27 protein-coding genes are annotated in these 24928 nt (G+C 59.6%); 19 read left to right on the top strand and 8 right to left on the bottom strand.

What is annotated here, in order from left to right:
* Nucleotides 1-2 precede the first annotated feature (2 nt).
* The 4 genes from T424_RS0100960 (at nucleotide 3) to rarD (ending at nucleotide 4141) form a co-directional block, all read left to right on the top strand.
* Complete coding sequence (locus tag T424_RS0100960) at nucleotides 3-470, top strand: GFA family protein (RefSeq protein WP_027486053.1); 468 nt, start codon at nucleotides 3-5, stop codon at nucleotides 468-470.
* The gene (gene pip / locus T424_RS0100955; RefSeq protein ID WP_027486052.1) at nucleotides 467-1429 is read left to right on the top strand and encodes a prolyl aminopeptidase; all 963 of its coding nucleotides are present in this window, start codon (nucleotides 467-469) and stop codon (nucleotides 1427-1429) included. Before T424_RS0100960 ends, pip begins: the two co-directional genes overlap by 4 nt.
* Before the next feature lie 92 nt (nucleotides 1430-1521).
* Nucleotides 1522-3138 carry a citramalate synthase gene (gene cimA, locus T424_RS0100950; RefSeq protein WP_027486051.1) on the top strand — a complete coding sequence of 539 codons (1617 nt, stop codon included), beginning with the start codon at nucleotides 1522-1524 and terminating at the stop codon, nucleotides 3136-3138.
* Nucleotides 3139-3238: 100 nt separating this feature from the next.
* A complete protein-coding gene (rarD, locus tag T424_RS0100945) occupies nucleotides 3239-4141 on the top strand; it encodes an EamA family transporter RarD (RefSeq protein ID WP_027486050.1) in 903 nt (300 codons plus the stop codon).
* 557 nt (nucleotides 4142-4698) lie between these two features.
* Here rarD and T424_RS0100935 read toward each other — a convergent pair.
* Nucleotides 4699-5319, bottom strand: a complete 621-nt coding sequence (locus T424_RS0100935; RefSeq protein ID WP_027486048.1) for an LOG family protein — start codon at nucleotides 5317-5319, stop codon at nucleotides 4699-4701.
* Nucleotides 5320-5665: 346 nt separating this feature from the next.
* Here T424_RS0100935 and T424_RS0100925 point away from each other — a divergent pair, with 346 nt between their 5' ends.
* The 5 genes from T424_RS0100925 (at nucleotide 5666) to T424_RS23120 (ending at nucleotide 12042) form a co-directional block, all read left to right on the top strand.
* Nucleotides 5666-7717 (top strand): Ig-like domain-containing protein, encoded by a 2052-nt coding sequence (locus tag T424_RS0100925; RefSeq protein WP_084268355.1) that lies wholly within the window; start codon nucleotides 5666-5668, stop codon nucleotides 7715-7717.
* Between the two features lie 230 nt (nucleotides 7718-7947).
* The gene (locus T424_RS0100920) at nucleotides 7948-9834 is read left to right on the top strand and encodes an ABCB family ABC transporter ATP-binding protein/permease (protein WP_027486045.1); all 1887 of its coding nucleotides are present in this window, start codon (nucleotides 7948-7950) and stop codon (nucleotides 9832-9834) included.
* Nucleotides 9835-10055: 221 nt separating this feature from the next.
* Complete coding sequence (locus T424_RS0100915) at nucleotides 10056-10754, top strand: phosphatidylserine decarboxylase (protein ID WP_027486044.1); 699 nt, start codon at nucleotides 10056-10058, stop codon at nucleotides 10752-10754.
* Between the two features lie 9 nt (nucleotides 10755-10763).
* Nucleotides 10764-11609 (top strand): CDP-diacylglycerol--serine O-phosphatidyltransferase, encoded by an 846-nt coding sequence (pssA, locus tag T424_RS0100910; protein WP_027486043.1) that lies wholly within the window; start codon nucleotides 10764-10766, stop codon nucleotides 11607-11609.
* Between the two features lie 298 nt (nucleotides 11610-11907).
* Nucleotides 11908-12042, top strand: coding sequence for a hypothetical protein (locus tag T424_RS23120; protein WP_269076416.1), 135 nt, complete (start codon nucleotides 11908-11910; stop codon nucleotides 12040-12042).
* 66 nt (nucleotides 12043-12108) lie between these two features.
* Here the strand turns inward: T424_RS23120 and T424_RS0100900 are convergent, their stop codons facing one another.
* Complete coding sequence (locus T424_RS0100900; RefSeq protein ID WP_027486042.1) at nucleotides 12109-12912, bottom strand: SOS response-associated peptidase; 804 nt, start codon at nucleotides 12910-12912, stop codon at nucleotides 12109-12111.
* 54 nt (nucleotides 12913-12966) lie between these two features.
* On the opposite strand from T424_RS0100900, the gene T424_RS0100895 reads away from it, so the two are divergent.
* The 7 genes from T424_RS0100895 to T424_RS0100865 all read left to right on the top strand — a co-directional run bounded on the left by T424_RS0100895 (nucleotide 12967) and on the right by T424_RS0100865 (nucleotide 16949).
* On the top strand, nucleotides 12967-13383 hold the full coding sequence (locus T424_RS0100895; protein WP_027486041.1) for an NUDIX hydrolase: 417 nt from the start codon (nucleotides 12967-12969) through the stop codon (nucleotides 13381-13383).
* 41 nt (nucleotides 13384-13424) lie between these two features.
* Entirely contained in the window at nucleotides 13425-13844 is a 420-nt protein-coding gene (locus T424_RS19890) for a TIGR02301 family protein (protein WP_407921369.1), read from the top strand.
* 102 nt (nucleotides 13845-13946) lie between these two features.
* Nucleotides 13947-14204 (top strand): hypothetical protein, encoded by a 258-nt coding sequence (locus tag T424_RS0100885; RefSeq protein ID WP_027486040.1) that lies wholly within the window; start codon nucleotides 13947-13949, stop codon nucleotides 14202-14204.
* 11 nt (nucleotides 14205-14215) lie between these two features.
* Nucleotides 14216-14935, top strand: coding sequence for a hypothetical protein (locus T424_RS0100880; RefSeq protein WP_051558707.1), 720 nt, complete (start codon nucleotides 14216-14218; stop codon nucleotides 14933-14935).
* Between the two features lie 32 nt (nucleotides 14936-14967).
* A complete protein-coding gene (ygfZ, locus tag T424_RS0100875; protein WP_027486038.1) occupies nucleotides 14968-15804 on the top strand; it encodes a CAF17-like 4Fe-4S cluster assembly/insertion protein YgfZ in 837 nt (278 codons plus the stop codon).
* Nucleotides 15805-15840: 36 nt separating this feature from the next.
* Nucleotides 15841-16428: an HD domain-containing protein gene (locus T424_RS0100870; RefSeq protein ID WP_037066322.1), complete on the top strand. Its 588-nt coding sequence runs from the start codon at nucleotides 15841-15843 to the stop codon at nucleotides 16426-16428.
* The gene (locus T424_RS0100865) at nucleotides 16425-16949 is read left to right on the top strand and encodes a tyrosine phosphatase family protein (RefSeq protein ID WP_027486036.1); all 525 of its coding nucleotides are present in this window, start codon (nucleotides 16425-16427) and stop codon (nucleotides 16947-16949) included. Before T424_RS0100870 ends, T424_RS0100865 begins: the two co-directional genes overlap by 4 nt.
* A gap of 110 nt (nucleotides 16950-17059) precedes the next feature.
* On the opposite strand, the gene T424_RS0100855 is transcribed toward T424_RS0100865, so the two are convergent.
* The gene (locus T424_RS0100855) at nucleotides 17060-17707 is read right to left on the bottom strand and encodes an EF-hand domain-containing protein (RefSeq protein WP_027486035.1); all 648 of its coding nucleotides are present in this window, start codon (nucleotides 17705-17707) and stop codon (nucleotides 17060-17062) included.
* A 310-nt stretch (nucleotides 17708-18017) separates the two neighbouring features.
* Between T424_RS0100855 and T424_RS0100850 the strand changes: the two genes are divergently transcribed.
* A complete protein-coding gene (locus T424_RS0100850; RefSeq protein ID WP_027486034.1) occupies nucleotides 18018-19241 on the top strand; it encodes an MFS transporter in 1224 nt (407 codons plus the stop codon).
* 377 nt (nucleotides 19242-19618) lie between these two features.
* The gene (locus T424_RS19885) at nucleotides 19619-19864 is read left to right on the top strand and encodes a hypothetical protein (protein WP_037066224.1); all 246 of its coding nucleotides are present in this window, start codon (nucleotides 19619-19621) and stop codon (nucleotides 19862-19864) included.
* On the opposite strand, the gene recO is transcribed toward T424_RS19885, so the two are convergent.
* Nucleotides 19804-20565 carry a DNA repair protein RecO gene (gene recO, locus T424_RS0100840; RefSeq protein ID WP_027486033.1) on the bottom strand — a complete coding sequence of 254 codons (762 nt, stop codon included), beginning with the start codon at nucleotides 20563-20565 and terminating at the stop codon, nucleotides 19804-19806. The genes T424_RS19885 and recO overlap by 61 nt on opposite strands.
* A gap of 286 nt (nucleotides 20566-20851) precedes the next feature.
* Between recO and T424_RS0100835 the strand changes: the two genes are divergently transcribed.
* On the top strand, nucleotides 20852-21901 hold the full coding sequence (locus T424_RS0100835; protein ID WP_027486032.1) for an AbrB family transcriptional regulator: 1050 nt from the start codon (nucleotides 20852-20854) through the stop codon (nucleotides 21899-21901).
* A 41-nt stretch (nucleotides 21902-21942) separates the two neighbouring features.
* Here the strand turns inward: T424_RS0100835 and era are convergent, their stop codons facing one another.
* The 4 genes from era to T424_RS21925 form a co-directional block, all read right to left on the bottom strand.
* Complete coding sequence (gene era / locus T424_RS0100830) at nucleotides 21943-22884, bottom strand: GTPase Era (RefSeq protein ID WP_027486031.1); 942 nt, start codon at nucleotides 22882-22884, stop codon at nucleotides 21943-21945.
* Between the two features lie 22 nt (nucleotides 22885-22906).
* The gene (gene rnc, locus T424_RS0100825) at nucleotides 22907-23620 is read right to left on the bottom strand and encodes a ribonuclease III (RefSeq protein WP_027486030.1); all 714 of its coding nucleotides are present in this window, start codon (nucleotides 23618-23620) and stop codon (nucleotides 22907-22909) included.
* Nucleotides 23617-24360, bottom strand: coding sequence for a signal peptidase I (gene lepB / locus T424_RS0100820; protein ID WP_027486029.1), 744 nt, complete (start codon nucleotides 24358-24360; stop codon nucleotides 23617-23619). Before lepB ends, rnc begins: the two co-directional genes overlap by 4 nt.
* 350 nt (nucleotides 24361-24710) lie before the next feature.
* The gene (locus T424_RS21925; protein ID WP_084268345.1) at nucleotides 24711-24863 is read right to left on the bottom strand and encodes a DUF3563 family protein; all 153 of its coding nucleotides are present in this window, start codon (nucleotides 24861-24863) and stop codon (nucleotides 24711-24713) included.
* Nucleotides 24864-24928 lie beyond the last annotated feature (65 nt).

Here is a 24928-nt window from a genome sequence, read left to right as displayed (position 1 = left end):
GCATGAGTGAGGCCTTTACCGGCGGATGCCAATGCGGTGCGGTGCGGTTTCGCGCCGAAAAGCTTGGCCGCCCATCCATCTGCCATTGCCGCATGTGCCAGAAACAATTCGGCAGCTTTTTCGCTCCGCTGGTCAGCGCCGATCAGGCGCATCTGACCTGGACGCGCGGCCAGCCGACGCTTTACCGCTCTTCCCCCAAGGTCAAGCGCGGTTTCTGCAACAAATGCGGCACGCCGCTTACCTTCCAGTCGGATGGCGGCGTGGAACTGGCCATTGGCGCCTTCGACCATCCGGAGCGCATAGAGCCGGAAATTCAGGTCTATCACGACAAGCGCCTGCCCTATGTGGACCGGTTGTTTGACAAGCCTTCGCTCTCGACGGAGGTGCAGCAGGAAAGATGGGCCAGCATCGAAAGCTGGCAGCATCCCGATCACGACACCGATCGCTGGCCGCCGGAGGATGAGGCATGAGCGAGACCCTGCGCGGCTTCTATCCGGAAATCGAACCCTTCGAGACGGGTTTTCTCGATGTGGGCGATGGCCACCGCATCTATTGGGAAAGAGTGGGCACGAAGGGCGCAAAGCCCGCCGTTTTCCTGCATGGCGGCCCCGGCGGCGGCATCAATGCCAATCAGCGGCGCGTGTTCGATCCGGCGCTTTACGACGTGATCCTTTTCGACCAGCGCGGCTGCGGCCGCTCCACGCCCCATGCGCATCTGGAAGCCAACACCACCTGGCATCTTGTGGCCGACATCGAGCGGTTGCGCCAGATGATCGGGGTGGAGAAATGGCTGGTCTTTGGCGGCTCCTGGGGCTCCACGCTGGCGCTGGCCTATGCGCAGACCCATATCGAACACGTCAGCGAACTGGTGGTGCGCGGCATCTACACGCTGACCAAAGGCGAGCTGGACTGGTATTATCAGTTCGGCGTTTCGGAAATGTTTCCCGACCGCTGGCAACACTTCATCGCGCCCATTCCAGCCGAAGAGCGCCATGAGATGATGGCCGCCTATCACCGCCGCCTGACCGGAGACGACAAGGCCGTGCAGATGCAATGCGCCCGCGCCTGGAGCCAGTGGGAAGGCGCGACGATTTCTCTGATGCCCAATCTCCAGCAGATCGAGGATTTCGGCGAGGATAGATACGCGCTGGCCTTTGCCCGCATCGAAAATCATTTTTTCATGCATGGCGGCTGGCTGGAAGAGCGGCAATTGCTGAACAATGCCCACCGCCTCAACGGCATTGCGGGCGTGATCGTGCATGGACGTTATGACATGCCCTGCCCGTTGCGCTATGCCTATGAGCTGTCGCAGGCGTGGACGGATGCCGAATTTCACATCGTCGAGGCTGCGGGCCATGCCATGAGCGAGCCCGGCATTCTCGATAGACTGATCCGCGCCACCGACCGTTTTGCCGGAAAGCCGGTCTGACTTTCGTTGTCACGCATTCTGTGGCGAAAATCATGATCCGGTTTTCTCCACGCAATACTCTCATCTTCTATCCTGCCTTTAAGGAGGCAAGCATGACCCTTGAAAAAATCTACCTCTTCGACACCACGCTGCGGGATGGCCAGCAGACGCCGGGCATTGATTTTTCCGTCGAGGACAAGATTGCCATTTCGGCCATGCTCGACAATTTCGGCATCGATTACGTGGAGGGCGGCTATCCCGGCGCCAACCCCACGGATACGGCGTTTTTCTCGAAAAAGCGCACGGGCCGCGCCGGTTTCGTCGCCTTCGGCATGACCAAGCGTGCCGGTATTTCCGCCTCCAACGATCCCGGCCTCACCGCGCTTTTGCAGGCAAAAAGCGATGCCGTCTGTCTCGTGGCCAAGAGCTGGGATTATCATGTGAAAGTGGCCCTTGGCTGCACCAATGCCGAAAATCTGGAGGCGATTGCCGACAGTGTTCGCGCCGTGGTGGCTGCGGGCAAGGAGGCCATGGTCGATTGCGAGCATTTCTTCGACGGCTACAAGGCCAATCCCGACTATGCGCTGGCCTGCGCGAAGACAGCCTATGAAGCGGGCGCCCGCTGGGTGGTGCTGTGCGACACCAATGGCGGCACGCAGCCGCCGGAAGTGCGCGACATTGTCGAGACGCTGATTGCCTCCGGCATTCCCGGCCACTGTCTTGGCATTCATGCCCATAACGATACCGGCCAGGCGGTTGCCAATTCGCTGGCGGCGGTGGAGGCGGGCGTGCGCCAGATCCAGGGCACGCTGAACGGCATTGGCGAACGCTGCGGAAATGCCGACCTGACCACGCTGATCCCGACCCTGATCCTGAAGGACACCTATTCCAGCCGCTTCGAAACGGGTATCGACCGGGAAAAGCTGGTGGAACTGACCGGCCTTTCCCACGCCTTCGACGAGTTGTTGAACCGTTCTCCCAACCATCAGGCACCCTATGTCGGGGCTTCGGCCTTTGCCACCAAGGCTGGCATTCATGCCTCGGCCCTTCTCAAGGATCCGAAGACCTATGAGCATGTCGAGCCCGGTTCGGTGGGCAATTTCCGCAAGGTCATGGTGTCGGATCAGGGCGGCAAGGCCAATTTCATCAACGAACTCAAGCGGCGCGGCATCGAGGTTGCCAAGGATGATCCGCGCCTCGACACGCTGATTGCATTGGTCAAGGAACGCGAAGCCTCCGGCTATGCCTATGAGGGGGCCGATGGCAGTTTCGAGCTTCTGGCGAGGCGCATACTGGGCATCGTGCCGGATTTCTTTGCGGTGGAAAGCTTCCGCGTCATGGTGGAGCGGCGCTTCGACAGCCACGGCAAGCTGAAGACGGTGTCGGAAGCGGTGGTGAAGATCCTCATCGACGGCGAGACGGTGATGTCGGTGGCCGAGGGCGATGGCCCCGTCAACGCGCTCGACATTGCGCTGCGCAAGGATCTGGGCAAGTTCCAGGCCGAGATTTCCGATCTGGAACTCAAGGACTACAAGGTGCGCATTCTCAACGGCGGCACCGAGGCCATCACCCGCGTGCTGATCGAATCCGGCGATGCCAGCGGCGCGCGCTGGTGGACGGTCGGCGTTTCGGAAAACATCATCGACGCCTCCTTTCAGGCATTGATGGATGCGCTCATCTACAAGCTGATGAAAAACCGGGCCTTGGCCGGGCGGATCGCGGCGGAGTGACATCCATCCCTTGAACCATGCTTCAACGGAATGAATTTGTGTATCACGGACTTTGGGCCTAACCCCGGTGCGACAGGAACAAAACGGGTGGAGGCCCTCCATGGCGGACATGACGGCAGCGACGGAAAATCGCGATAGCCTGAAAGGCTTTCTCTTCGCGCTTTCCGCCTATTTTCTGTGGGGCTTCCTGCCGCTCTACATGAAGGCCGTGGCGCATATTCCACCCACGGAAGTCATTGCGCATCGCGTGCTATGGTCCATCCCCATCGCGGGGCTCGTTCTTGTCGCTCTCCGGCGGGTTGACGACCTGAAGCTTGCCTTTCGCACGCCGAAAATGCTGGGCATGGCCACGGTGACGGCGGCGCTGATCAGTGTGAACTGGGGCATTTATGTCTGGGCTATCGGATCGGGCCATGCGCTTGACACAGCGCTTGGCTATTTCATCAATCCGTTGTTCTCGGTATTTTTAGGAGCGGTTTTGCTGGCTGAAAAGCTCAAGCCCGCACAAATGGCTGCATTGTCGCTGGTCATGGTCGCCGTGGTCATTCTCACCGTCGATGCCGGGCGCCTGCCTTTCGTGGCCCTCAGCCTCACGCTTTCCTGGGGACTTTACGCCTTTTTCCGCAAAACACTGCCCATCGGCCCCAATCAGGGCTTTCTGCTGGAAGTGCTGCTGCTTGCGCCCTTTGCGCTTGCCTATCTGGTCTATCTCGGCATGACCGGTCAGGCGCATTTTCTTGGAGGCAGCACCATGGACAACCTGCTTCTCGCCTCAAGCGGGCTGGTGACAGCCGTTCCGCTCATTCTCTACGCCAATGGCGCAAAATTGCTGCGGCTTTCCACCATCGGCATCATGCAATATATCGCGCCGACAATGATTTTCCTCATCGCCGTCTTCCTGTTCCATGAGGATTTCAGCACCGCAAAGGCCATTGCCTTTCCGCTGATCTGGCTGGCACTGGTGATCTACACCCTGCCCATGCTGCGCAGACGCAAGGCCTGAGGCAAAGGACCACAGTACACGACGCTTAGGCATGTGGCGTGGCCTACCCCCCTCTGCCTTGCCAGGCATCTCCCCCTCAAGGGGGGAGATTGCAATACGAACAAAGCGCCATTCTTCAATGAATAGGTGTGGTTACGGCCTTTTTCAGGAATGTAGGCAGGGCCTTGATCTTGCCGATCTCCCCCCTGGAGGGGGAGATGTCCGGCAGGACAGAGGGGGGTAAGCCACACGCAAAACCGTAGCGTCGTGTACTGTGGCAAAGGACAAAGCCTTCGCTTCAACGTGTTTACCCAAGCATCGGATTATCCGAAAACCGGTGCCCACTTTTCGGTCCGATGGTTTTTTCCAAGCATCGGATTGCCCGAAAACCGGTGCCCACTTTTCGGTCCGATGCTTTTTTCATGCATCGGATTATCCGAAAACCGGCATCCACTTTTCGGTCCGATGCTTTTTTCATGCATCGGATTATCCGAAAACCGGCATCCACTTTTCGGTCCGATGCTTTTTTCATGCATCGGATTATCCGAAAACCGGCATCCACTTTTCGGTCCGATGCATTATAACCGAGCGATAACCTCTCCATCCCCCTCGGCAGGCGGCAATTCGGCCCAGCGATCCATGATGGCGGGGATGATAGCGTCGATCTCGTCGATCACCAGTGGCTGAACCTTGTGCGCCGTGTGGACGAAACCTTCCTCGCCCATATGCCCGAGAAGGTCTAGCATAGGCTTCCAGAAACCGTTCACATTGGCAAAGACCATGGGCTTTTCATGCCGGCCGAGCTGCGCCCAGGTCATGATCTCGACGATCTCTTCCAGGGTTCCGATCCCGCCGGGAAGCGTAACGAAGGCATCGGCGCGCTCGAACATCTTGTGCTTGCGCTCATGCATGTCGCGAGTAATGATCAGCTCATTGAGCTGACCCAGAGAATGGCGGGTTGCTTCCATATCCACGAGAAATTCGGGAATGATGCCCGTTACCTGACCACCTGCGGAGAGAACGCCGCTGGCGACCGCCCCCATGATGCCCTTGGTGCCGCCGCCATAAACCAGCCGCAGCCCATGGGCTGCAATGGCGCGCCCGAGTGCGCGGCCTGCGGCAATATAAGCGGGATCACGCCCCGGCCTTGAGCCGCAATAGACGCAAACGGATCGAATCGAACTGTCTTGAGCTTTCATGTTTTCCATGATGGCAGCGACTGAAAGCCAAGGTCAAGCCGTGCTGGCGCGAAGACGGCAAAGCTGGCGATAATCAAGCAATTCCGGACCGTCGCCATGCTGCCTTGCGGCATGAAACACGCGCGCCGTGGCGCTCCAGCGCCGTGCATTTTGTCAAACGCACAAAGGACGCTGCAATACTCTCTATCTGCTGCATGATTTTTGCCCTCCATCGGTTCCGATTCAGGGAATTTTGCAGTAGAGCAGTTGCGGGGAAGGTGTCATCGCGGGTTTCCGTCCGGAAACAGGTAAGACGAAAGGCACTGCCAGGGGATATGGCGGAATGACCCGCCCGGAGACGCAAGTGATGAAAAATCGTGCCGGTTGGCTGGCGCTTGGCGTGCTGGCCATTGCGACAATCCTGATGGTTTTCTTTGTGCTGCCGCAGATCGGCGACAAGCAGCAGAGCAGGCAGGATGATGCCGCCCGGCAGGCAGAACCGGCGCAAACGCCGCCTGCACCCGCCGCGCCGGAATCGGCAGGCGCCAAAATGGCGCGCCTCAAGGCCGATGCCGAAAAGCAGATGGATACGCTCCAGTCGCTGTTTGCCGATGGCAAGACGCCAAGCTCGGAAACCTTCGCCGCCGCAAAACTTGCCGCAATGTCCGCGCTGAAGGCGCTGGCTGACCAGGATGTTCCCGCAGGCCTTGAAGCTGCTCTCGCCGAAAGCGCCACCAAGGCCCGCAGCCAGGCGGCCCGTGCGCTGGCGCTCATGGCAAATCTGCCCGCATCTCCCGCAGATGCCGTCAGCATGATTGCAAATATCGGCCGCGTGCTTCGCGGTGAAGCTCCGGCAAAGCCCGAACCCGTCAAGCCGCGCTTCGATGTGCTTCGCGTCGAAAAGGACGGTTCCACCGTCATTGCAGGCCATGCGGCGGCAGGGGCCCGCATCGAGGTGATGGAAGGCGATGCCGTGATCGCCAGCACCACCGCGTCGCAAAACGGCGACTTTGCCATCGTTCTCGACCACCCCCTTCCCGCGGGCGATCATGCGCTCAGCCTGCGCGCCACCACAGCCGATGGCGCGGTAACGGGTTCGGAAGAACAGGCAACCGTTTCCGTGCCGCAAAACAGCCAGGGCGACGTTCTGGCCATGGTCAGCAAACCGGGCGAAGCCAGCAGACTTCTGACCGTGCCGGACCAGATCAATGATGCGGCAAAACAGGCCCGTGTTCCCGCCGCACCCGAGACAGCCCCCGGCTCTGCCCAGCCTGCCGCCCAAGCGCCGGCACCGGCCGCCGCCGCCAGCGCTGACGGCTCCGCGCCCGCTGCACGGATTCCGGCACAGGCAAGCCCGGACGCGGCAAGCACGGCGGCTCCCGCCCCGGCACAGGCACAACCCCAGACACAGGCACAGCCACAGGCCCCCGCAGCGAACCCGCAATTGCAGATTACGGCGGTCGAGGTGGAGAACGACAAGATTTTCGTGGCGGGCAATGCTCCGAAGGGCCGCTCGGTTGCCGCCTATGCCGACAACCGCAAGATCGGCGAAGCCGTGGCCGACGATAATGGCAAATTCGTCGTGGACGGCACGCTGGAACTTTCCGTGGGCCAACATATCATCAGCGTCGATCTGAAGGACGCCAATGGCAAGATCACCCTGCGCCTCTCCGTGCCGTTCAACCGTCCGGAAGGCAACCAGATGACCGTGGTTGCCCCGCCAGCAGCACCGGCTGCGGCCAGCGGTGCCGCGGTCGGGCAGGATCGCGCCTTCTTCGACAGGCAGCGGGAGACGCTGGCCAAGTCCTTCGCGCTTCTGACCAATCTGTTTGCCGAGGGCCGCAAGCCCGCTCTCGATGCGCTGGCAGCGGCCCGCTCGGCCACGCAATTTGCGCTGAAGGGCGTTGCCGATTTCCGCCCCGCCGCCGATGGCAATCCGGAGGATGCAGCCTTCATGAAGCAGATGGCCGCCAATGCCGCAAAGGCAATGGAGGCGCTGAAAGCCGTGCCTTCAGGCTCGGCTTCCGCCATGGCCGAAGCCCTGCCGAAGATAAGGCCGCTTGTGGAAGCAGCGCTTGCGCCGCGTCCCGCTTCCCCGTCCGCCCCGCCTGCTGCGGAAATGCCGGCAATCGCATCCGGCACCGCTCCATCCAATGAGCCGCCGACCATTTCGCAGGCTCCGCTGACGGCTTCACCCAATACGGTCATCATCCGTCGCGGCGATACCCTGTGGCAGATCTCGCGAAGGGTTTACGGTCAGGGCGTGCGCTATACCACGATCTACATGGCCAATTCCGAGCAGATCGACAATCCCGACCTGATCGAACCCGGCCAGACCTTCGCCGTTCCCGATCAGAGCCTGCCCGATAGCGAAGCGGAAGCCATTCACCGGAAATGGATGCGCGAACACAAACGCTAAAGTATGCCGCGCAAAACTGTGCAGCGGTTTTGCGATAACGACATGCGACAAAACAAAGACGTAAAGCGTCAGGAGCGAACCTGAAAGATCGCGACAGGCTTTAACTTTGGAACCATTCCAGAGATTGAAACAAACGCGGTTTGTTGATTAGATAGTCAAAAGCGGCTCGGTCGGGCCGCTTCTTTTTTTGCCGTGCAGGGTTGGCGCGCGGCGCATTCAATGGACAGATCATGCAACGGCAAGGCAAGACGGTTTCGGCCGATTCCAGCAATCCATGGCGCACCATCGTCAATCTCTGGCCCTATATGTGGCCCTCTGAACGGCAAGATCTCAAAAACCGCGTCATCTGGGCCAGCCTCTTTCTGGTCATTGCCAAGCTGGTGCTGATGCTGGTGCCCTATTTCTTCAAATGGGCAACCGATGCGCTGAACGGGCGAATGGATGCAAAGGATCTTCTGCCGGGCTTCATGCTTTCGGCAACCATGCTGGTCATTGCCTATAACCTGGCGCGCCTCGTGCAATGGGGTCTGAACCAGCTTCGCGATTCGCTGTTTGCCAGTGTCGGGCAATATGCCGTGCGGCGGCTTGCCTATAAAACCTTCGTGCATATGCACGCGCTTTCGCTGCGCTTTCATCTGGAACGCAAGACCGGCGGCCTGTCACGCATTATCGAGCGCGGCACCAAGGGCATTGAAACCATCGTGCGTTACACGATCCTCAATTCCATTCCCACCGTGCTGGAATTTGCGCTGACGGCTGCGATTTTCTGGTGGGCCTACGGGCTTTCCTATCTGCTCGTCACCGCGCTGACTGTCATTTTCTATTGCTGGTACACCGTAAAGGCATCCGACTGGCGCATTGCCATTCGCCGCTCGATGAATGACAGCGATACCGATGCCAACGTCAAGGCCATCGATTCCCTGCTGAATTTCGAAACCGTCAAATATTTCGGCAACGAGACCATGGAAGCCAGCCGCTTCGATGCCTCGATGGCGCGATATGAGAAGGCGGCAACCCAGGTATGGACCTCGCTTGGCTGGCTGAACTTCGGCCAGGGGCTGATCTTTGGCGTCGGCATGACGGTGATGCTCGTCATGTCCGGGCTCGCGGTGCAGCAGGGCCAGCAGACGGTCGGCGATTTCGTCTTCGTCAACGCGCTGCTGTTGCAGCTTTCCGTTCCGCTGAACTTCATCGGTATGCTCTATCGCGAAATCCGCCAGGGCCTTACCGATATTGAGCAGATGTTCGATCTTTTGAACGTGGCTCCGGAGGTGCAGGACAGGTCAGACGCCGCACCTCTCGCTGTTGCCCAGGGCGAGATCGTCTTCACCGACGTGCGTTTCGCCTATGATCCGGCCCGCCCGATCCTGAAAGGGATTTCCTTCACCGTCCCGGCGGGAAGGACAGTGGCGGTCGTCGGGCCGTCGGGGGCTGGAAAATCCACCATTTCCCGGCTGCTTTACCGCTTCTACGACGTACAGCAAGGCATGATCACCATCGACGGACAGGACCTTCGCACCGTAACCCAGGCCTCGCTTCGCGCCGCCATCGGCATGGTGCCGCAGGATACGGTGCTGTTCAACGATACAATTGCCTATAATATCCGCTATGGCCGCCCGGATGCCAGCGACACGGACGTTGAAGCCGCCGCCGACATAGCCCAGGTCGGCCGCACCATTCGCGAATTGCCGCAGGGCTTTGCGACACTCGTGGGGGAAAGGGGCCTGAAGCTTTCCGGCGGCGAAAAGCAGCGTGTTGCCATTGCCCGCACCGTGCTGAAAGCCCCGCCCATTCTCATTCTGGATGAAGCCACGTCCGCGCTCGACACCACGACCGAGCAGGAGATTCAGGCGGCACTCGATGTCGTTTCGAAAAACCGCACGACGCTGGTGATCGCCCACCGTCTGTCCACCGTCGTCAATGCCGATCAAATCATCGTGCTGAGGGCGGGAGAAATCGCCGAACGGGGCACACATTCGGAACTTCTGGCGCAAAACGGCCTTTACGCCTCCATGTGGAACCGGCAGCGCGAGGCAACAGAGGCAGAGGAGCATTTGCGGCAGGTGCGTGAGAGCGACGATCTCGGCATCGTCGTTCGCCAACCGCCAGCCATGTGAAGCACGCAGTCAGCTCTATCGACCCGAGGCAAATTCAGGGAATCGCGAAGGCTGCGCCATTGCCCGCCGGACTTTTTCGGGTTACTCACCCTGAGGCGGGCCTTGTGCCCGCAATCATTCCTGCCGGTATCTGCCCTGAACGGGCTGGCCTGCCGGAGACGTCATTACCGCAGCCTCACCGACCGTGAAGCCTTGCGGCGCTATCAGGAGAAATCGGACTGATGTCCTTGTTCGACACCATCAGAAACACCATCGTTCCCGTCCACAAGGAAGGCTATCCCTTTGTCATCGCCTTCTTCCTTGCGGCGGTCGTGCTGGGGTGGCTTTTCAAGCCGCTGTTCTGGATCGGGCTGATCCTGACGCTGTGGTGCGCATATTTCTTCCGTGATCCGGAGCGGGCAACCCCGCAGGACGACGATCTGGTGATCAGCCCTGCCGACGGCCGGGTATCCTCGATCCAGATGGTCACGCCGCCGGAAGAATTGCAGCTTGGCGCAGAGCCGATGCTGCGCGTTTCCATTTTCATGAATGTCTTCGACGCCCATATCAACCGTGCCCCCGTGCGCGGCCGCATCTTGCGCAGCGTTTACCGCGAAGGACAATTCGTCAATGCCGAACTGGACAAGGCAAGCGCCGATAACGAGCGCAACAGCCTCGTCATCGACGGTCCGCGCGGGGAACTCGGCGTGGTGCAGATTGCCGGACTGGTGGCCCGCCGCATCGTCTGCTGGAGCGAAAGCGGCCAGTTGCTGGACGCCGGTGAACGTTTTGGCCTCATCCGCTTCGGTTCCCGGCTCGACATATACCTTCCGGCTGGTGCGGAACCGCGCGTGTCCATCGGTCAGCGTTCGGTGGGCGGTGAAACGGTGATTGCCGAATATGGCTCGTCGAAGGGGCCGATCATCAGCCGCCGTAGCTGAGGAAGTTTCATGACGCCGGATACGCCCGATACCGCCGCAAGCGCTGCAAGCGATGCCTCCCGTGGGCCGCGCCTGAGGGAAATACCCCTGCGCCTCATGGTGCCGAACCTCATTACGGTTCTGGCCATTTGTGCCGGGTTGACGGGCGTTCGGCTGGCCTTTGAGGGACGCTTCGAACTGGCCGTCGGCATGGTTCTGGTGGCCGCCTTTCTCGACGGCATTGACGGGCGCATCGCAAGGCTGATGAAGGCAACCTCGAAATTCGGCGCGCAGATGGATTCGCTGGCCGACATCGTCAATTTCGGCGTTGCCCCCGGCCTTGTTCTTTATATTTTCATTCTCGATCAGGCCCGCTCCTTCGGCTGGATTGCCGCGCTGATCTTTGCCATTGCAGCAGGCCTGCGCCTCGCCCGGTTCAATGTCATGGAAGAGCGCGGCATCAAGGCGCCCTGGCAATCAGCCTATTTTGTCGGCGTACCGGCACCGGCCGGTGCCCTTCTTGTCATGCTGCCGGTCTATCTGGGCTTTCTTGGCCTGCCGATTACGCCAGCCGTTGGCGTTGCCTGTGCTGTTTATACCGTGCTGATCGCCGCTTTGCTGGTCAGCCGTCTACCGGTATGGTCCGGCAAATCCGAAAAGAAGGTGCGCCGCGACCTCGTGCTGCCGCTCACCCTTTGCGTGGTTCTCTATGTGGCACTGCTGATGAGCTACACATGGGAAGTCCTCTCCGCCACCGCCATCCTCTATCTCCTCTCCCTGCCCCTGGGAGCGCGCGCCTGGAAGCGCAAATACGGCACGCTGACCGTGGAAGAGCCGCATGACAGCAACGGCGCAGCGATGGACCGCGGACTTTAGAGCATTTTCAGGAAAAACGGATCCTGTCGATCCTCGGCTCACTCCGGTCGGATTATGGTCTGGCGCCTCAGAGGTTGCACAGGCAGGCGCCCTATCACAAAAGATGTATGGCTTTGATTTAAATTAAGTTGCCTCGGCCCGATTTCAGGCATCACTCTTCCCGCATGTCACAGAACCGTTACCGGAGATGCGCAGCGATTCACCCGCTTCCGGCAATGGCAAAAAGAAAAGCGATATGAGCCTTTCCTCCCCTTGTGACCGGCAGGAAAGGAACGAGGAAACCTTGAGGAGCCCGACAATGACAAACCCGAGCCAGCAAGACACCGCACCGGCAAAGCCCGAACTGGACAGCCAATACCACCCGATCGGCCTCAAGGCCGTGATCGCCGCAGCCTTGATGCTGAAGCGCAAGCCCGCGAAAAAGGCGGCATGACCGCTTGAACTGTTTGTTTTTACGCATTTTCGGACGAAAACCGGTTTCCACTTTTCCTGAAAATGCTCAAAACAGGGAAAGCTGGTCATCGCTCTTGCCTGATGTCCCGACGGCGGGTGGCGCATCAACCGCCGTGACGGGCGCCTGAACGTCCGGGCCCATATTCGCGACCTTGTTGATGCGATCGGAAACCGGAATGGCCTCGAAAACATCATCCGGCGGCGGGCGCATCAAAGCCTGCACATCGCGCGGCTCAAGAGTGCGGCAATCAAGCCAGCGGCTGAAATCCTCCGGCTCGATCACCACCGGCATACGGTCATGGATCGGCCGGAATGCCTCGTTGGCCGCCGTGGTGATGATGGCGCCGGTATCCAGTTGCGAGCCGTCGGCGGATGCAAAGCTTTCCATCAAGCCTGCAAAGGCAACAAGCCCGCCGCTTCGCGGGCGTATCCAATAGGCCTGCGGCTTGTTCCCGCTTTCCTTCGGCGGCCGCCGCCATTCATAAAAACCGCTGGCGGGAATGAGGATGCGCCGATGCCGCATGGCGGCGCGGAAAGAGGCTTTTTCCTGCGCCGTTTCCGCGCGCGCATTGATGATGAGCGGAAAATCGCGGGGGTCCTTGACCCAGGCCGGCAGAAAACCCCATCGCAACAGGCAGGCCTGCCGGTCCGGCAAATTGCTGCCGGGCAGGCGTGAGGGCGCTTGCGCGACGGCCAGAATGGGCTGGGTGGGCGCGATATTGTAGCGGGCAGCATAGCCCTTGAAAATATCGCCCACGCCGTGGGCAGACATGCCGATTGGCCCGTCCATCAGGTTGAAGGCTTCGCGCACTTGATCGACTGGCGCTATCAGGGCAAAACGTCCGCACATAAGCCTTGTGTGGCAGCCACCCCGGCATGGGTCAAGGAATTTCACAGCATGGACATGACACTTCCCCGACCGGCCTCTTCCGCCATTGTGGTTCGCGATGGCCGTTTTCTGCTGGTCAAACGATCAGCACCCCCCTCTGCCGATCTCTACGCCTTCCCCGGCGGCAAGGGGGAAGCAGGCGAAACGCCCGCTGAAACGGCCCTGCGGGAATTACAGGAAGAAACCGGGCTGATCGGCCATAATCCTGAACTGTTTGCCACATATGAGTTGAAACCTGACACAGCCGAAAATGTGAATCACCATTTTCTTTTGTCCGTCTTTCTGGTTTCCGTTGCAGATGACGGCACGCAAGCCATGGCGGCAAGCGATGCCGGTGCGCTCGGCTGGTTCACGCTGGAAGAGGTGAGGCAATTGCCCATGCCCGCCAGCGTCCTGGAATGTTGCGAGGTTCTGGCAAGGCGCAAGTCATGATGCAGGCGCGGATGGCCCACCTGTCACTCGATGGATAGATCGTGAAGAAACTTATTGTCATGCTGTTTGCCGCTACAGGCCTGATGTCTGCGACGATACCGCCCACGGCTGTGCAATCGCCCGTTCCCGATTCGGCGCCTACGGAAAGTCCGACCGCGACACCCTATGATTCGCAGCTCAACCGGCTGGCGGAAGTGCTCGGAACCGTCACCTATCTGCGCAATCTCTGCGGCGCGGATTCCGAGCCGCAATGGCGCGCATCCATGGAAAAACTGATCGAGGAAGACGCCGAAAACGAACCCCTGCGAAAGGAAGCGCTGACCGCCTCCTTCAACCGGGGATACAGGGCTTTTGCGGCGGTGCACACCACTTGCACATCGGCAGCGCGGATGGCAGAAAGCCAGTATCGTGCCGAAGGCGCAACACTTGTTGATGAAATGACCGCGCGCTTTGGGAATTAACCAATAATTCACCTGTTCCAGCTTCGGGCCATGTCGTTTTGGTAAAAGACTGATAAAGTCTTTAACGGTTGAGTAATTCGAGACGCTTCGAGGAATGCAGTAATGGAACCACGCCGCAACGAGATTGACGACATGATCGTTCATGAAAAGATGCAGGCTGCCCTCGAATATCAGAATGAGGCCTGGGCCGACGGCATGGCCGACGGTATCGAGCCGGAGATCATCGCGGATGCGGCCATTGCGCTTGCCATGCGTGAAACCATTCGCATCCATGGCGAAGATGGCGCGGAAGCCATGCTCGAATCGTTGCGCGCGCGTATGCTGGCCGGTGAGTTCTCGCCGCCGCGCATCATCCAGTAAGAGGCAGTTCCATGCTCCGTTCACGATTGAAGGGCCTTGCAAGGTCCGGTTCCATGCTTTTGTCCGCCGGGCTGGTATCCGCCCTTCCGCTGTTTTGCGCCACGCCCTCCATGGCGCTTTCCGAGCTTCAGGGACAGAACAAGCCGCCGGAAGCCCCTGCCGAAAAGCCTGCCACCGGCGCCACCACCCTGCCCGCGCCTGAGCCGGTGCAGAACAGCCAATCCGGAAGCAAACCGGCTGCCGACGCCAAGGCCAATCCGCCGGTCGAAGTGATCTACGACATCAGCAAGGCGCCCGAGCCGGTGCGCAAGATGCGCGAAAAGCTGGTGGAAGCCGCTGCATCCGGTGATCTGGAGCAATTGCGCGCGCTGATCACCCCCGGCAGCGGTGGCACGGAACTGGCGCTTGGCGAAGATGGCGGCAACGACCCCATTCAAAACATCAAGAGCGTTTCCGGCGATCCGGATGGGCTTGAAGTGCTTGCCATCATTCTGGACGTCCTGTCCACCGGCTTTGCCCATGTCAATCCCGGTACGCCGGATGAAGCCTATGTCTGGCCCTATTTTGCCGAAAAGCCGCTGAACACGCTGAGCGCACCGGAAAAGGTGGAGCTTATGCGCCTTGTGACGGCTGGCGATTTCGAAAACATGCTCGAATATGGCAATTACAATTTCTTCCGCATCGGCATTGCTCCGAACGGCCAGTGGAAATTCTTTTCCGCCGGAGATTGAGGCAGCACAGATCCCTTCAGGAGCGACATGCCATGCCAGCCATCGTCTTGCGTGACAGAGCGCTGATTCGCCTTTCCGGGCGGGACGCAGCGCATTTTCTCAACAATCTTGTCACCGCCGATCTTGCCGGTCTTGTGCCCGGTGAGGCCCGGCCCGCTGCCCTGCTGACACCCCAGGGCAAGATCCTGTTCGATTTCCTTGTCTGGCGTAACGGCGAGGATTTCCTGATCGAGGTAACGGCTGGCGAGGTCGAGGCGCTTGTTCGCCGGTTGACGCTGTACAAGCTCCGCGCCGATGTGACCATTACCCCGGAACAGTCAGATGGCATCACCGTGGTATGGAATGAGAAAGCGGCGGAAGGAGCGGTGCAGGATGCCCGTTTTGCTGCCGCCGGCATGACGCTTTACCGTCTGGCCGGGGCGCATGGGGATGAGGATACCAGCCCCTACACTGCCCTGAGAATTGCGCATGGTATTGCCGAAGCGGGGCGTGATTATCCGCTTCAGGATGCCTTTCCCCATGATGCCCTTCTTGATCTCAATGGCGGCGTGTCGTTCCGCAAGGGCTGCTATGTCGGGCAGGAAGTGGTTTCCCGGATGCATCACCGCAAGACGGCGCGTCGTCGCGTAGTGGTTGTCACCGGCGAGACCGACCTGCCTGAAACCGGCACGGTCCTGACCGCCAAGAACCGACCGCTCGGCGCGCTCGGCAGTGTGGCGGGCAAACAGGGCCTTGCGATCCTGCGCATTGACAGGGCGGGAGAAGCAATGGCATCCGGCCAGGCCGTGCTGGCTGGCGATGTGGCTGTGACGCTTGCCCTGCCCGACTGGAGCGGATTGTCGTTTCCGCTGGCGGCGGAGGAGGAATAAGTGGCCGGTTCCGTGCCGCCACGCGCCTGGCAGCGGATGTTGTCCGGGCGCAGGCTTGACCTTCTGGATCCCTCGCCGCTCGATGTGGAGCTTTCCGACATTGCCCACGGCCTTGCCCGCGTGGCGCGCTGGAATGGCCAGACCCATGGCGACCATGCCTTTTCCGTAGCCCAGCACTGTGTGGTGGTGGAGGAGATTTTTACCGCCACCAATCCCCGCGCAGGTGCTGAAGAGCGGATGATGACATTGCTGCATGACGCGCCGGAATATGTGATCGGTGATATGATTTCGCCCTTCAAGGCGGTTGTCGGCGGTGGTTACAAAACGGTGGAGAAACGGCTGGAAGCCGCCATCCACCTGCGCTTCGGCCTGCCATCCCATCCGTCTGCAACGCTGAAATCGCTTATCAAGAAAGCCGATTGCATCGCAGCCTTCTTCGAGGCAACGGAGCTTGCCGGCTTCACGCCGGAAGAAGCGCGGAGGTTTTTCGGGCAACCGCGCAATATCAACGGCTCCATGCTTTCGATTACCCCGCTTCCCGCAGTGGAGGCGCAAGCGCTGTTTGCCAGCCGCTTTGCCATGCTCGAAGCCATGCGGCAACAGCAGAAAGCCGGCACCGCATGAGTTTCATCATTGTCAGCCCGCTGGCGAGAATTGCCGAAATGGCCGTACGCCACGGCGCACGCGACATGCTGAGCCTCATGGCGGAAAACCATGATTTTCACCGACCCGCCGTCATCGATGCCGCGCGCCATCTCAAACTTCACATGAACGACATAAGCTTTGCGGGAACAGGAAAGCTGATCGCCCCGCAGCAGGACCATGTGCGGCAGATCATCGCCTTCGCCGAAAGCTGGAATCAGGCCACGCCGCTGCTCATTCATTGCTGGATGGGGGTTTCGCGTTCTCCGGCGGCTGCCGTCATTGCCAGTCTTTGCCTTTATCCAAAGCAGGATGATGAAGAGATCGCGCAGCGTTTGCGCCGGTCATCGCCCTTTGCCACGCCCAATATCCGCCTGATCGAATTTGCCGACGCGATGCTGGGACGGCAGGGGCGGCTTGTTGCGGCCATTCGGGCTCTGGGCCGCGGGCAGGATGCAGACGGCAATGCGCCCTTTGTGTTCGCCCTGCAAGAAAACCTATGAAAATCAGGAAATGGATGCCCCACGAGTTCATCGCGTGGCGCATCGAACAGGAATGGCGGGATCCGGCGCAACACATCCGTGATTGCCGAACCGTCGGTAACAAACCCTGATCAGGCCGCCTGCTCGGACGTCGCCGTGCTTGCAGCCGTGCTGCTCGTGCTTTCATTGGCGCGGTAAGCATCGATGACAGCGCGCATATGCTCGAACACGTCATCCATGGAAATGGTATCGCTATCATCGTCGCTATCGCTGGAAGACAGCGTTTCGGCAAGCGACATGCCCTGCATCATCGGCGGGCCGGGAGGGCCCTGCGGCTGGTCGGCGGAAAGCTGGTCCTGCGTCAGATAGCCGGCGTCGCTGGTGTCCAGCTCAGCAAACAGCTTGGCCGAATCCTCTTCCGAAACGCCTTCGGGCGCTGCGGCGGTGAATTCGCTTTCAGTAACCTTGCCGTCGCCATCGGCATCCATCTCGTTGAAGCGATCTTCAGCAGACGGCATGGCTGGCATGGACGATTGCGAGGCGCTGGTGGAAGACGAATCTTCGGCCAGCAGCAAGGCGAGGCCGCCGGAAAGCTGCGAACCGGCGCTGGTGGCCGCATTTTCCGTCAGGACGGTCGGATCCTGCGTGCGGCTGACACCTGCCGCTGCAAGCTCGGTTGCGGAGACGACGCCGTCGCCATCCGTATCGAGGCTGGAGGAAGATGAGGAGGACGTATAGGAAGAGAGAATGGACGCTGCGGTAGAAGACACGCTCGTCATGGAAAACCCCTGTCTGACCTGGTTATTGTTTGTGCGTCCGATACACGGCACAGGCGAGACGCAATTCTCTGGCTAAACTGATTTGTGCCCTGCGTCAAAAACCAATTGTTATGGATAATAATTTGTAAACGAACGAACGATTTACCATCAAAACCGCATGGCCTCTCGCCGTATGCACCGGCCATGGAAAAGCGCCCTGCGCACTTTCTCCCTCCATTCCGGGGATATAAGCGCCATTGATGGACCGTTGAAAAAATTGCATTTGCCGCGATCGCCGCTTGCCGCCATGGTGGCGCCAGGGAGTACCACCATGCGCAAGACCGAAGCCACCTCACTGCCGCTGCCACTGATTATCTGCGGCTCGCTGATTGCCATGCTGACCTTTGGGCCGCGCTCTTCCATGGGCTTTTTTCAATTGCCCATGTTGCAGGATACCGGCTGGGACCGTTCGACCTTCGGACTGGCCATGGCGCTGCAAAATCTTGCCTGGGGTCTGGGGCAACCGTTTTTCGGCGCCCTGGCCGATAAATACGGCACAGCCAGGGTTTTGATACTATCGGCCCTTTTATACATGGCGGGCCTGATGGTCATGGCCCATGCCACCGCACCCCTGTGGCTGCATATTGGCGGAGGCCTGCTGGTGGGGCTTGGCGTAGCGGCAGGCTCCTTCGGTATTATTCTTTCGGCTTTTGCCCGCCACGTTACACCACAGCAGCGTTCTCTGGCCTTCGGCATCGGCACGGCGGCCGGTTCGGCGGGCATGTTTCTCTTCGCCCCGCTCTCGCAGGCGCTGATCGCGCATGTGGGCTGGTCGGATGGGCTGACCTGGCTCGGCATCCTCATGCTGCTGGTGCCGCTCCTGTCCTATCCCCTGCGCGGCAATGCCGCATCCGGCAAACGCTCCGCCAGCGAACGCGAGCAAACCATGCGCGAGGCCCTGCACGAGGCCTTTGGCCACCGCAGCTACCTGTTGCTGGCCAGCGGATTTTTCGTGTGCGGTTTCCAGATTGCCTTCATCACCGCGCATTTTCCCGCCTATCTGGGCGACATCGGCATTGAGCCCCGCTATGCGGTGATCGCCATGGCGCTGATCGGCATTTTCAACGTGGTCGGGTCGCTGGCGGCTGGCGCTCTTGGGCAGCGGCTTCCAAAACGTCTCATTCTCGCAGCCATCTATCTGGGGCGTTCCATTGCCGTCACCGCCTTCCTGCTCTTGCCGCAATCGCCCGTTTCCGTGGTGATCTTCGCGATCATCATGGGGCTGTTCTGGCTCTCGACAGTGCCGCCCACCAATGCGCTTGTCGCGGTGATGTTTGGCACCCGCCATCTCGGCCTGCTGGGTGGACTGGTCTTCCTGTCCCATCAACTCGGCTCTTTTCTGGGCGTGTGGATGGGCGGCTTTCTCTATGACCGCATGGGAACCTATGACGATGTGTGGTGGTTCGGCGTGGGACTGGGGCTGTTTGCCGCATTGGTTCACCTGCCCATTCGCGAAGAGGCTGCGCCGCAACCTGGGACAACTGTGCAATTGTGAGCCTTGGGCGAATTCTGTTTTAAGAATGGCATTCTCAGGGATTTTTTTTGCCTTCGATCAAGCAAAGATGCGGTGCAACAAAATTTTATTTTATTTTCGACATTACCCCCATTGACGGAATCCGCCACAGCACCTACCTTCGTGCTTGTCTAAAAGACGGATTGTTTCATGGGTCAGCCAGTCTGACTCGCCACTCAAGGAGGTAAAGCATATGCGTTTTTCATCGCACCCTGCCGCGCGCTCCTGGCATCGTTGCCCGCTGGGCGTGTCCAAACGGACCGCTTTCGACATCTGTCGAATGTGAAGCGTTAAACTTTTAACGATCATCACAAACGCAAATCTGTTGACCTGCATTCGCTGCGGGCGGGATATATATTATGGAAAAGCAAGTTATCGAATATGCTGGCGTGCCCGTTGGAATTGGTGTTCCGGAAGGCAATCGCATCAAGTTTATCGCCGTGAAGTTTCCGGTGATCGACCTCGATGGCGGCCTTTACGGCAACATTACCGAATTGCGCCGGGCAATTGGCCAGCATTTGAAAATGACCGGCGGCGAGGATGCCTATTCGCTGGGAGGCGTTTCATCCGGCGCCACCCGTTCCAAAGCCTTGAGCGTCGCCTGAAGAAAGCCCTGGCGGGCCGCGCCGCTTTGCAGCCCGCGCGGTTCATAGACATGGCGATCCAGAAAATAGCCGGTCAACCGAAAGGCTAGCGTCAGGTCTGCCTGGCTTGCCGCAAGCCGTGAGGCGGGCGCAAGAAACTGCGGCAATGGCAAAAGCCGGTCAGCATAGGGCTGGCCGGAAGGAAGACTGACCGCCCTGCCCGTTCTGGGGGAGACGAAAGCCAAAGCCTCCGTCGTGCCGGTCGCCGCGCATTTACTCAAATCCAGTCCGAATCCGAGATCGTTCAGCACCGCCAGTTCGAAACGGATGAACAGCTCGCCCGCCGTGGACGGTTCATGCAAATTGTCGAGAATGATGTCCAGCGCTTCGTAGAGATGCCCGTGCGGCTCCCGCTCCGGCAAAAGCCGCAGCAAGGCGCCGAGTGCCTGAACGCCGTAAACGGCGGTGGCGCTTTCCATCAAATGACCGGCCCGCAACCGCAAAGGCTCAAGGCGAAGCTCGCCCAGATGCTCTTCCAGCCGGGCGCGCCAGACGGCCTCGACGACATTTCCCGGTTGTAGCACCGGCTGCATGGCGCGTGAACGTCCCGCCCGCACCATGCCGAGATGGCGTCCCCGGTCGCGCGTCATCAGTTCGGCGATAACACTGTTTTCGCCGTGGCGGCGCACCCCCAAAATGATTGCCTGATCCGTCCATTCCATGCCCGGCTTATAAAACAATTCTGCCCCGCCGCAAACATCGCCGACCCCGGTGATGCCGCGTGCATCCTCATCATGTAGGGGCTTGTGTTTTTTGTTGAAAAACAAATTCCGGTTTCGGGCTCTATCCGCTATGTGTCGGAGAGCAATTACACGTCTGCGCATATCCCGAGAGGAGCATACCCCTTATCGGTGAGCCATTTGCGCAGACCGGAAGCCCTTGATGACAGATCCGCACAGCCTACCCCCATCTCCGCCCGCAAAAGAACACTCCCTTCCTGACGGCCGCTTGACGGCTCTTCCCGTCACCGTGAAATGGCTGCTGCTGGCTTGCCTTTCATTGGCATTGGGTGCAGCGCTCGAATATGCCGGATTGCCTGCCGCGCTGCTGCTTGGCCCGATGATTGCCGCCATCCTGATGGGCACCAATGGCGCGCGCCTTGCCCTGCCCAAAATGCCCTATATGGCGGCGCAGGCCCTGATCGGCTGCCTCATTGCCCAATCGCTCGACAAGGCCATTCTTCAGCGGTTCATGCAGGAATGGCCGATCTTTCTCGGCTCGGTGCTCTCGGTCATCCTGCTGAGTTCGCTGATAGGCTATATCATGGCACGGCGTCAGGTTCTGCCCGGAACCACGGCTGTCTGGGGAACGTCAGCGGGCGCGGCATCCGCCATGGTGGTGATGGCGGACGCTTACGGCGCCGATGCACGCCTGGTCGCCTTCATGCAGTATTTGCGGGTGGTCTGCGTTGCCTCGACGGCGGCGATCATGGCTGCCTTTGTCTTTCAGGTGCCCGGTGGCCATCCGCCCGCCTTTGTCCTGTTTCCGCCGGTGGATTGGCCGGATCTCGCCCTCACGATCCTTGCCGTGGCAATTTTCGCCATGATCGGCAACCGGCTGCGGATCAATGCCGGCACCATGATCGGCCCGATGGTCGGCATGGCGCTTTTGAACGGTACGGGTCTTTTGACGATCGAACTGCCGGAATGGTTGCTGGCCCTTGCCTATACGATGGTAGGCTGGCGCATCGGCCTTGCCTTCACCGGGCGGCTGCTGCGCCATGCTGCCAAGGCATTGCCGCGGGTCTTTCTTTCCATCGTCATACTGATCGGGTTTGGCGGCATCCTTGCCGCGCTGCTCACGCATTTTCTCGGCATCGACCCGTTGACGGCCTATCTTGCCACCAGCCCCGGCGGACTGGATTCCGTTGCCATCATTGCCGCCAGCACAAAGGTGGACATGTCCTTCGTGATGGCGCTGCAAACAGTGCGCTTCCTGCTGATACTGGCGCTTGGCCCCAGCATTTCCCGCTTCATCGCCAACCGCATAAAGACGTAACAGGCCGCATCATTGCACGCACGGCCTGTTGCACAGCGATCTTACTGCTTGGGAAATTCCAGGCCCATTTCGCGGAAGCGTTCCGGGTCGTCGCCCCAGTTTTCGCGAACCTTGACGAACAGGAAGAGATGCACCGGCTGCTCAAGGATTTCCGACAACTCCTTGCGGGAGGCCGTAGAAATAGCCTTGATGGCATCGCCACCCTTGCCCAGAACAATCTTCTTCTGGCTGTCGCGCTCGACATAAATGACCTGCTCGATCCGCACGGAGCCATCCTTGCGCTCTTCCCACTTTTCCGTCTCGACATGCGAGGAATAGGGCAGCTCCTGATGGAGCCGCAGGAACAGTTTTTCGCGGGTGATTTCGGCGGCGAGCTGGCGCATGGGCAGATCGGAAATCTGGTCTTCCGGGTAATACCACGGCCCTTCCGGCAAGGTTTGCGCCAGATAGTCCATCACGTCCTCGCAACCGGAGCCGGTGGAGGCGGAAATCATGAAAGTTCGCTCGAATTTCACCTGCTCGTTGGCGGCAGAGGCAAGCTTCAGCAACTGTTCCGGCTGCACGCGGTCGATTTTGTTGAGAACGAGGATTTTCGGCTGCGGGACATCCTTCAAACCTTCCAGAATAGCCTCCGCGTCACCGCGCAGACCGCGCTCGCTGTCGATCAGCAGCAGGATGAGATCGGCATCCTTCGCGCCGCCCCAGGCGGACGTGACCATGGCGCGATCCAGCCGGCGGCGCGGCTTGAAAATGCCGGGCGTATCCATGAAGACGATCTGTGCCTGCTGGTGGATGGCAATACCACGCATGACCGCCCGCGTCGTCTGCACCTTGTGGCTGACAATCGAAACCTTGGCCCCGACAAAACGGTTGACCAGGGTGGACTTGCCCGCATTGGTCGGCCCGATCAGCGCGACGAAGCCCGAATGGGTCGGCAAAGCCGCATTCTCATCGGCAGCGGTGGTGTTTTCAAGGTCCGTCATAAAAATCCGTTCGGTTTGCGGGTCAGGAGCCTGCGGCTTCCCAGACACCCTCTCGTTCCAGCAGCCTCTGGGCTGCCGCCTGTTCTGCCGCCCGCTTCGAGCGATCCATTCCCACTTCCGGGGCAAGCCCGGCAATATCGACTGTCACCGTGAAACAGGGATCATGATCCGGTCCGGTTCGATCGGCAATGCGATAAACCGGCGTGACCGCAAATTTCGCATGGGCCCATTCCTGCAATTCGGTCTTGGCATCACGCCGTCCGGCATTCGCGCCCACGGCACGCTTGGCCCAGTAACGCAGCACGAAGCTGCGCGCCACCTCAAGCCCGGCATCCAGATAAAGGGCTGCGATCAGGCTTTCCACCACGTCGGCGCGCACATTCAACATGTTCTTGCCGGTCAGCTTTTTCACATCGGCGCCCGTGCGGATATAGCGGTGCAGCTCAAGCTCGTCGGCCACCGCCGCACAGGTTTCGGCGCTGACAAGCTGGTTCAGGCGCACGGAAAGCTCACCTTCGGTAGCGGTCTTGAACTGGCCGAACAAATGCTCGGCAATGCACAGGCCCAGCACGCGATCGCCCAGAAACTCCAGCCGCTCATAATCGCTGCCCTTGGAAGGGCGGGCGCTTGCATGGGTCAAGGCGCGGTCCAGCCGCTCCTTGACTTTAAAATGATGACCAATCGCCTCTTCGATCTTCAACCGATCTTCTGGCAGAAGAACCTTCGGCACCTTCATCGAACCACCCGGAAAATACGGTCCCAGCGCATATTCGTCGGCCACTTCCAGATTTCGCGGAAAGAGGTGTCGTTGCCGAGCGAGAAGAAGATGACCGAGGCGCGGCCCACAAGATTTTCCGCCGGCACGAAACCAACATCGAAGCGGCTGTCGAGCGAATTGTCGCGGTTGTCACCCATCATGAAATAATGACCGGCCGGAACGAGGAATTCGCGCGTATTGTCACCATTCGAGAACTGCGTGAGGTCGAGTGTGTCGTAATTCACGCCATTATCCAGCGTTTCGCGAAACACGGGCACGTTCACGCCGGGGTCCAGACGGTAGTCGGAGGTGAAGCTTCCGTCCGGCACCTTGGGCACCGGCTGGCCGTTTACATGCAGCACGCCATTGATAACCTGAATACGATCACCCGGCAGGCCGACGAGACGCTTGATGTAATCCACATCCGGATTGGGCGGAAAGCGGAACACTACAACATCGCCCCGCTTTGGTTCCGACGCAAGCACGCGGCCCGAAAACAGATCAAGCGAGCCCGGCAGCGAATATTTGGAATAACCGTAAGCAAACTTGTTTACGAAGATATAATCGCCGACCAGAAGCGTCGGCATCATCGAGCCTGACGGAATCGTGAAGGGCTGAAACAACAGCGTGCGGATGACCGCGGCCAGCAGCAAAGCCTGAATGATGACCTTGATGTTTTCCCACAGAACGCTCTGCGTCTTCTCAGTCTTGTCTTTCACGCCAGTCTCTTTCTTTCTTCATCAGCCCACGCTTCTCTAGTCCCTAAACAGGGCGTCGGCAACGAAAAATCAGTGGAGTTGCGTGAATGACTGAGCAAAGCAACCGGCGGCGCCGCACACGACAGCGCCGTGCGTATCATTAAACGCACAAGGGACGCTGTATCATTCTGAAATCTGCTGCATAATTTTTGCCTTGGACTGGTTTCGATCCAGGCAATCATGCATCTGACCCGCAAAGCGGGTTAACTTCTTTCATTCATCTCCGCCCGAAACCATTGCCCGGACAGAATGGCAGACACAAGCGGATCCATCCATTTCGGCGCGGATCAGCCATGCAAAATCTAATGGGATCAACGGCCGCGGCGGAAAGCGCCGTTATCGATCTGACGCTGACGGAACTCAAGATCGAACCGATCCTGCGCTGCGTTGAGATAAGCCATTTCCCGGTCCTGGGCACTGGGAACGCGAAGAGCGCGGGCAAAATTACGAATCTGACCGAACATGACGGTGTTTCCTTTCCTTCGTTTGCAAGGAAAAGATAATACTGCACCGCAAAATGCACCAGTTC

The sequence above is a fragment of the Allorhizobium undicola ORS 992 = ATCC 700741 genome (genome assembly GCF_000621665.1).
Classification (GTDB): Bacteria; Pseudomonadota; Alphaproteobacteria; order Rhizobiales; family Rhizobiaceae; genus Allorhizobium; species Allorhizobium undicola.
This window is presented reverse-complemented; position numbering and strand designations above follow the sequence as displayed.

Coding starts and splice junctions, on each gene's coding strand:
- ygfZ (WP_027486038.1), top strand. CDS start 14,968: ATGCCAGCCATCGTCTTGCGTGACAGAGCGCTGATTCGCCTTTCCGGG.
- T424_RS23120 (WP_269076416.1), top strand. CDS start 11,908: ATGACAAACCCGAGCCAGCAAGACACCGCACCGGCAAAGCCCGAACTG.
- T424_RS0100900 (WP_027486042.1), bottom strand. CDS start 12,912: ATGTGCGGACGTTTTGCCCTGATAGCGCCAGTCGATCAAGTGCGCGAA.
- T424_RS0100935 (WP_027486048.1), bottom strand. CDS start 5,319: ATGAAAGCTCAAGACAGTTCGATTCGATCCGTTTGCGTCTATTGCGGC.
- T424_RS0100870 (WP_037066322.1), top strand. CDS start 15,841: ATGTTGTCCGGGCGCAGGCTTGACCTTCTGGATCCCTCGCCGCTCGAT.
- T424_RS0100885 (WP_027486040.1), top strand. CDS start 13,947: ATGGAACCACGCCGCAACGAGATTGACGACATGATCGTTCATGAAAAG.
- T424_RS0100865 (WP_027486036.1), top strand. CDS start 16,425: ATGAGTTTCATCATTGTCAGCCCGCTGGCGAGAATTGCCGAAATGGCC.
- T424_RS21925 (WP_084268345.1), bottom strand. CDS start 24,863: ATGTTCGGTCAGATTCGTAATTTTGCCCGCGCTCTTCGCGTTCCCAGT.
- T424_RS19885 (WP_037066224.1), top strand. CDS start 19,619: ATGGAAAAGCAAGTTATCGAATATGCTGGCGTGCCCGTTGGAATTGGT.
- cimA (WP_027486051.1), top strand. CDS start 1,522: ATGACCCTTGAAAAAATCTACCTCTTCGACACCACGCTGCGGGATGGC.
- T424_RS0100915 (WP_027486044.1), top strand. CDS start 10,056: ATGTCCTTGTTCGACACCATCAGAAACACCATCGTTCCCGTCCACAAG.
- pssA (WP_027486043.1), top strand. CDS start 10,764: ATGACGCCGGATACGCCCGATACCGCCGCAAGCGCTGCAAGCGATGCC.
- rnc (WP_027486030.1), bottom strand. CDS start 23,620: ATGAAGGTGCCGAAGGTTCTTCTGCCAGAAGATCGGTTGAAGATCGAA.
- pip (WP_027486052.1), top strand. CDS start 467: ATGAGCGAGACCCTGCGCGGCTTCTATCCGGAAATCGAACCCTTCGAG.
- T424_RS0100925 (WP_084268355.1), top strand. CDS start 5,666: ATGAAAAATCGTGCCGGTTGGCTGGCGCTTGGCGTGCTGGCCATTGCG.
- T424_RS0100920 (WP_027486045.1), top strand. CDS start 7,948: ATGCAACGGCAAGGCAAGACGGTTTCGGCCGATTCCAGCAATCCATGG.
- era (WP_027486031.1), bottom strand. CDS start 22,884: ATGACGGACCTTGAAAACACCACCGCTGCCGATGAGAATGCGGCTTTG.
- T424_RS0100855 (WP_027486035.1), bottom strand. CDS start 17,707: ATGACGAGCGTGTCTTCTACCGCAGCGTCCATTCTCTCTTCCTATACG.
- T424_RS0100895 (WP_027486041.1), top strand. CDS start 12,967: ATGACACTTCCCCGACCGGCCTCTTCCGCCATTGTGGTTCGCGATGGC.
- recO (WP_027486033.1), bottom strand. CDS start 20,565: ATGGAATGGACGGATCAGGCAATCATTTTGGGGGTGCGCCGCCACGGC.
- T424_RS0100880 (WP_051558707.1), top strand. CDS start 14,216: ATGCTCCGTTCACGATTGAAGGGCCTTGCAAGGTCCGGTTCCATGCTT.
- T424_RS0100850 (WP_027486034.1), top strand. CDS start 18,018: ATGCGCAAGACCGAAGCCACCTCACTGCCGCTGCCACTGATTATCTGC.
- rarD (WP_027486050.1), top strand. CDS start 3,239: ATGGCGGACATGACGGCAGCGACGGAAAATCGCGATAGCCTGAAAGGC.
- T424_RS0100960 (WP_027486053.1), top strand. CDS start 3: ATGAGTGAGGCCTTTACCGGCGGATGCCAATGCGGTGCGGTGCGGTTT.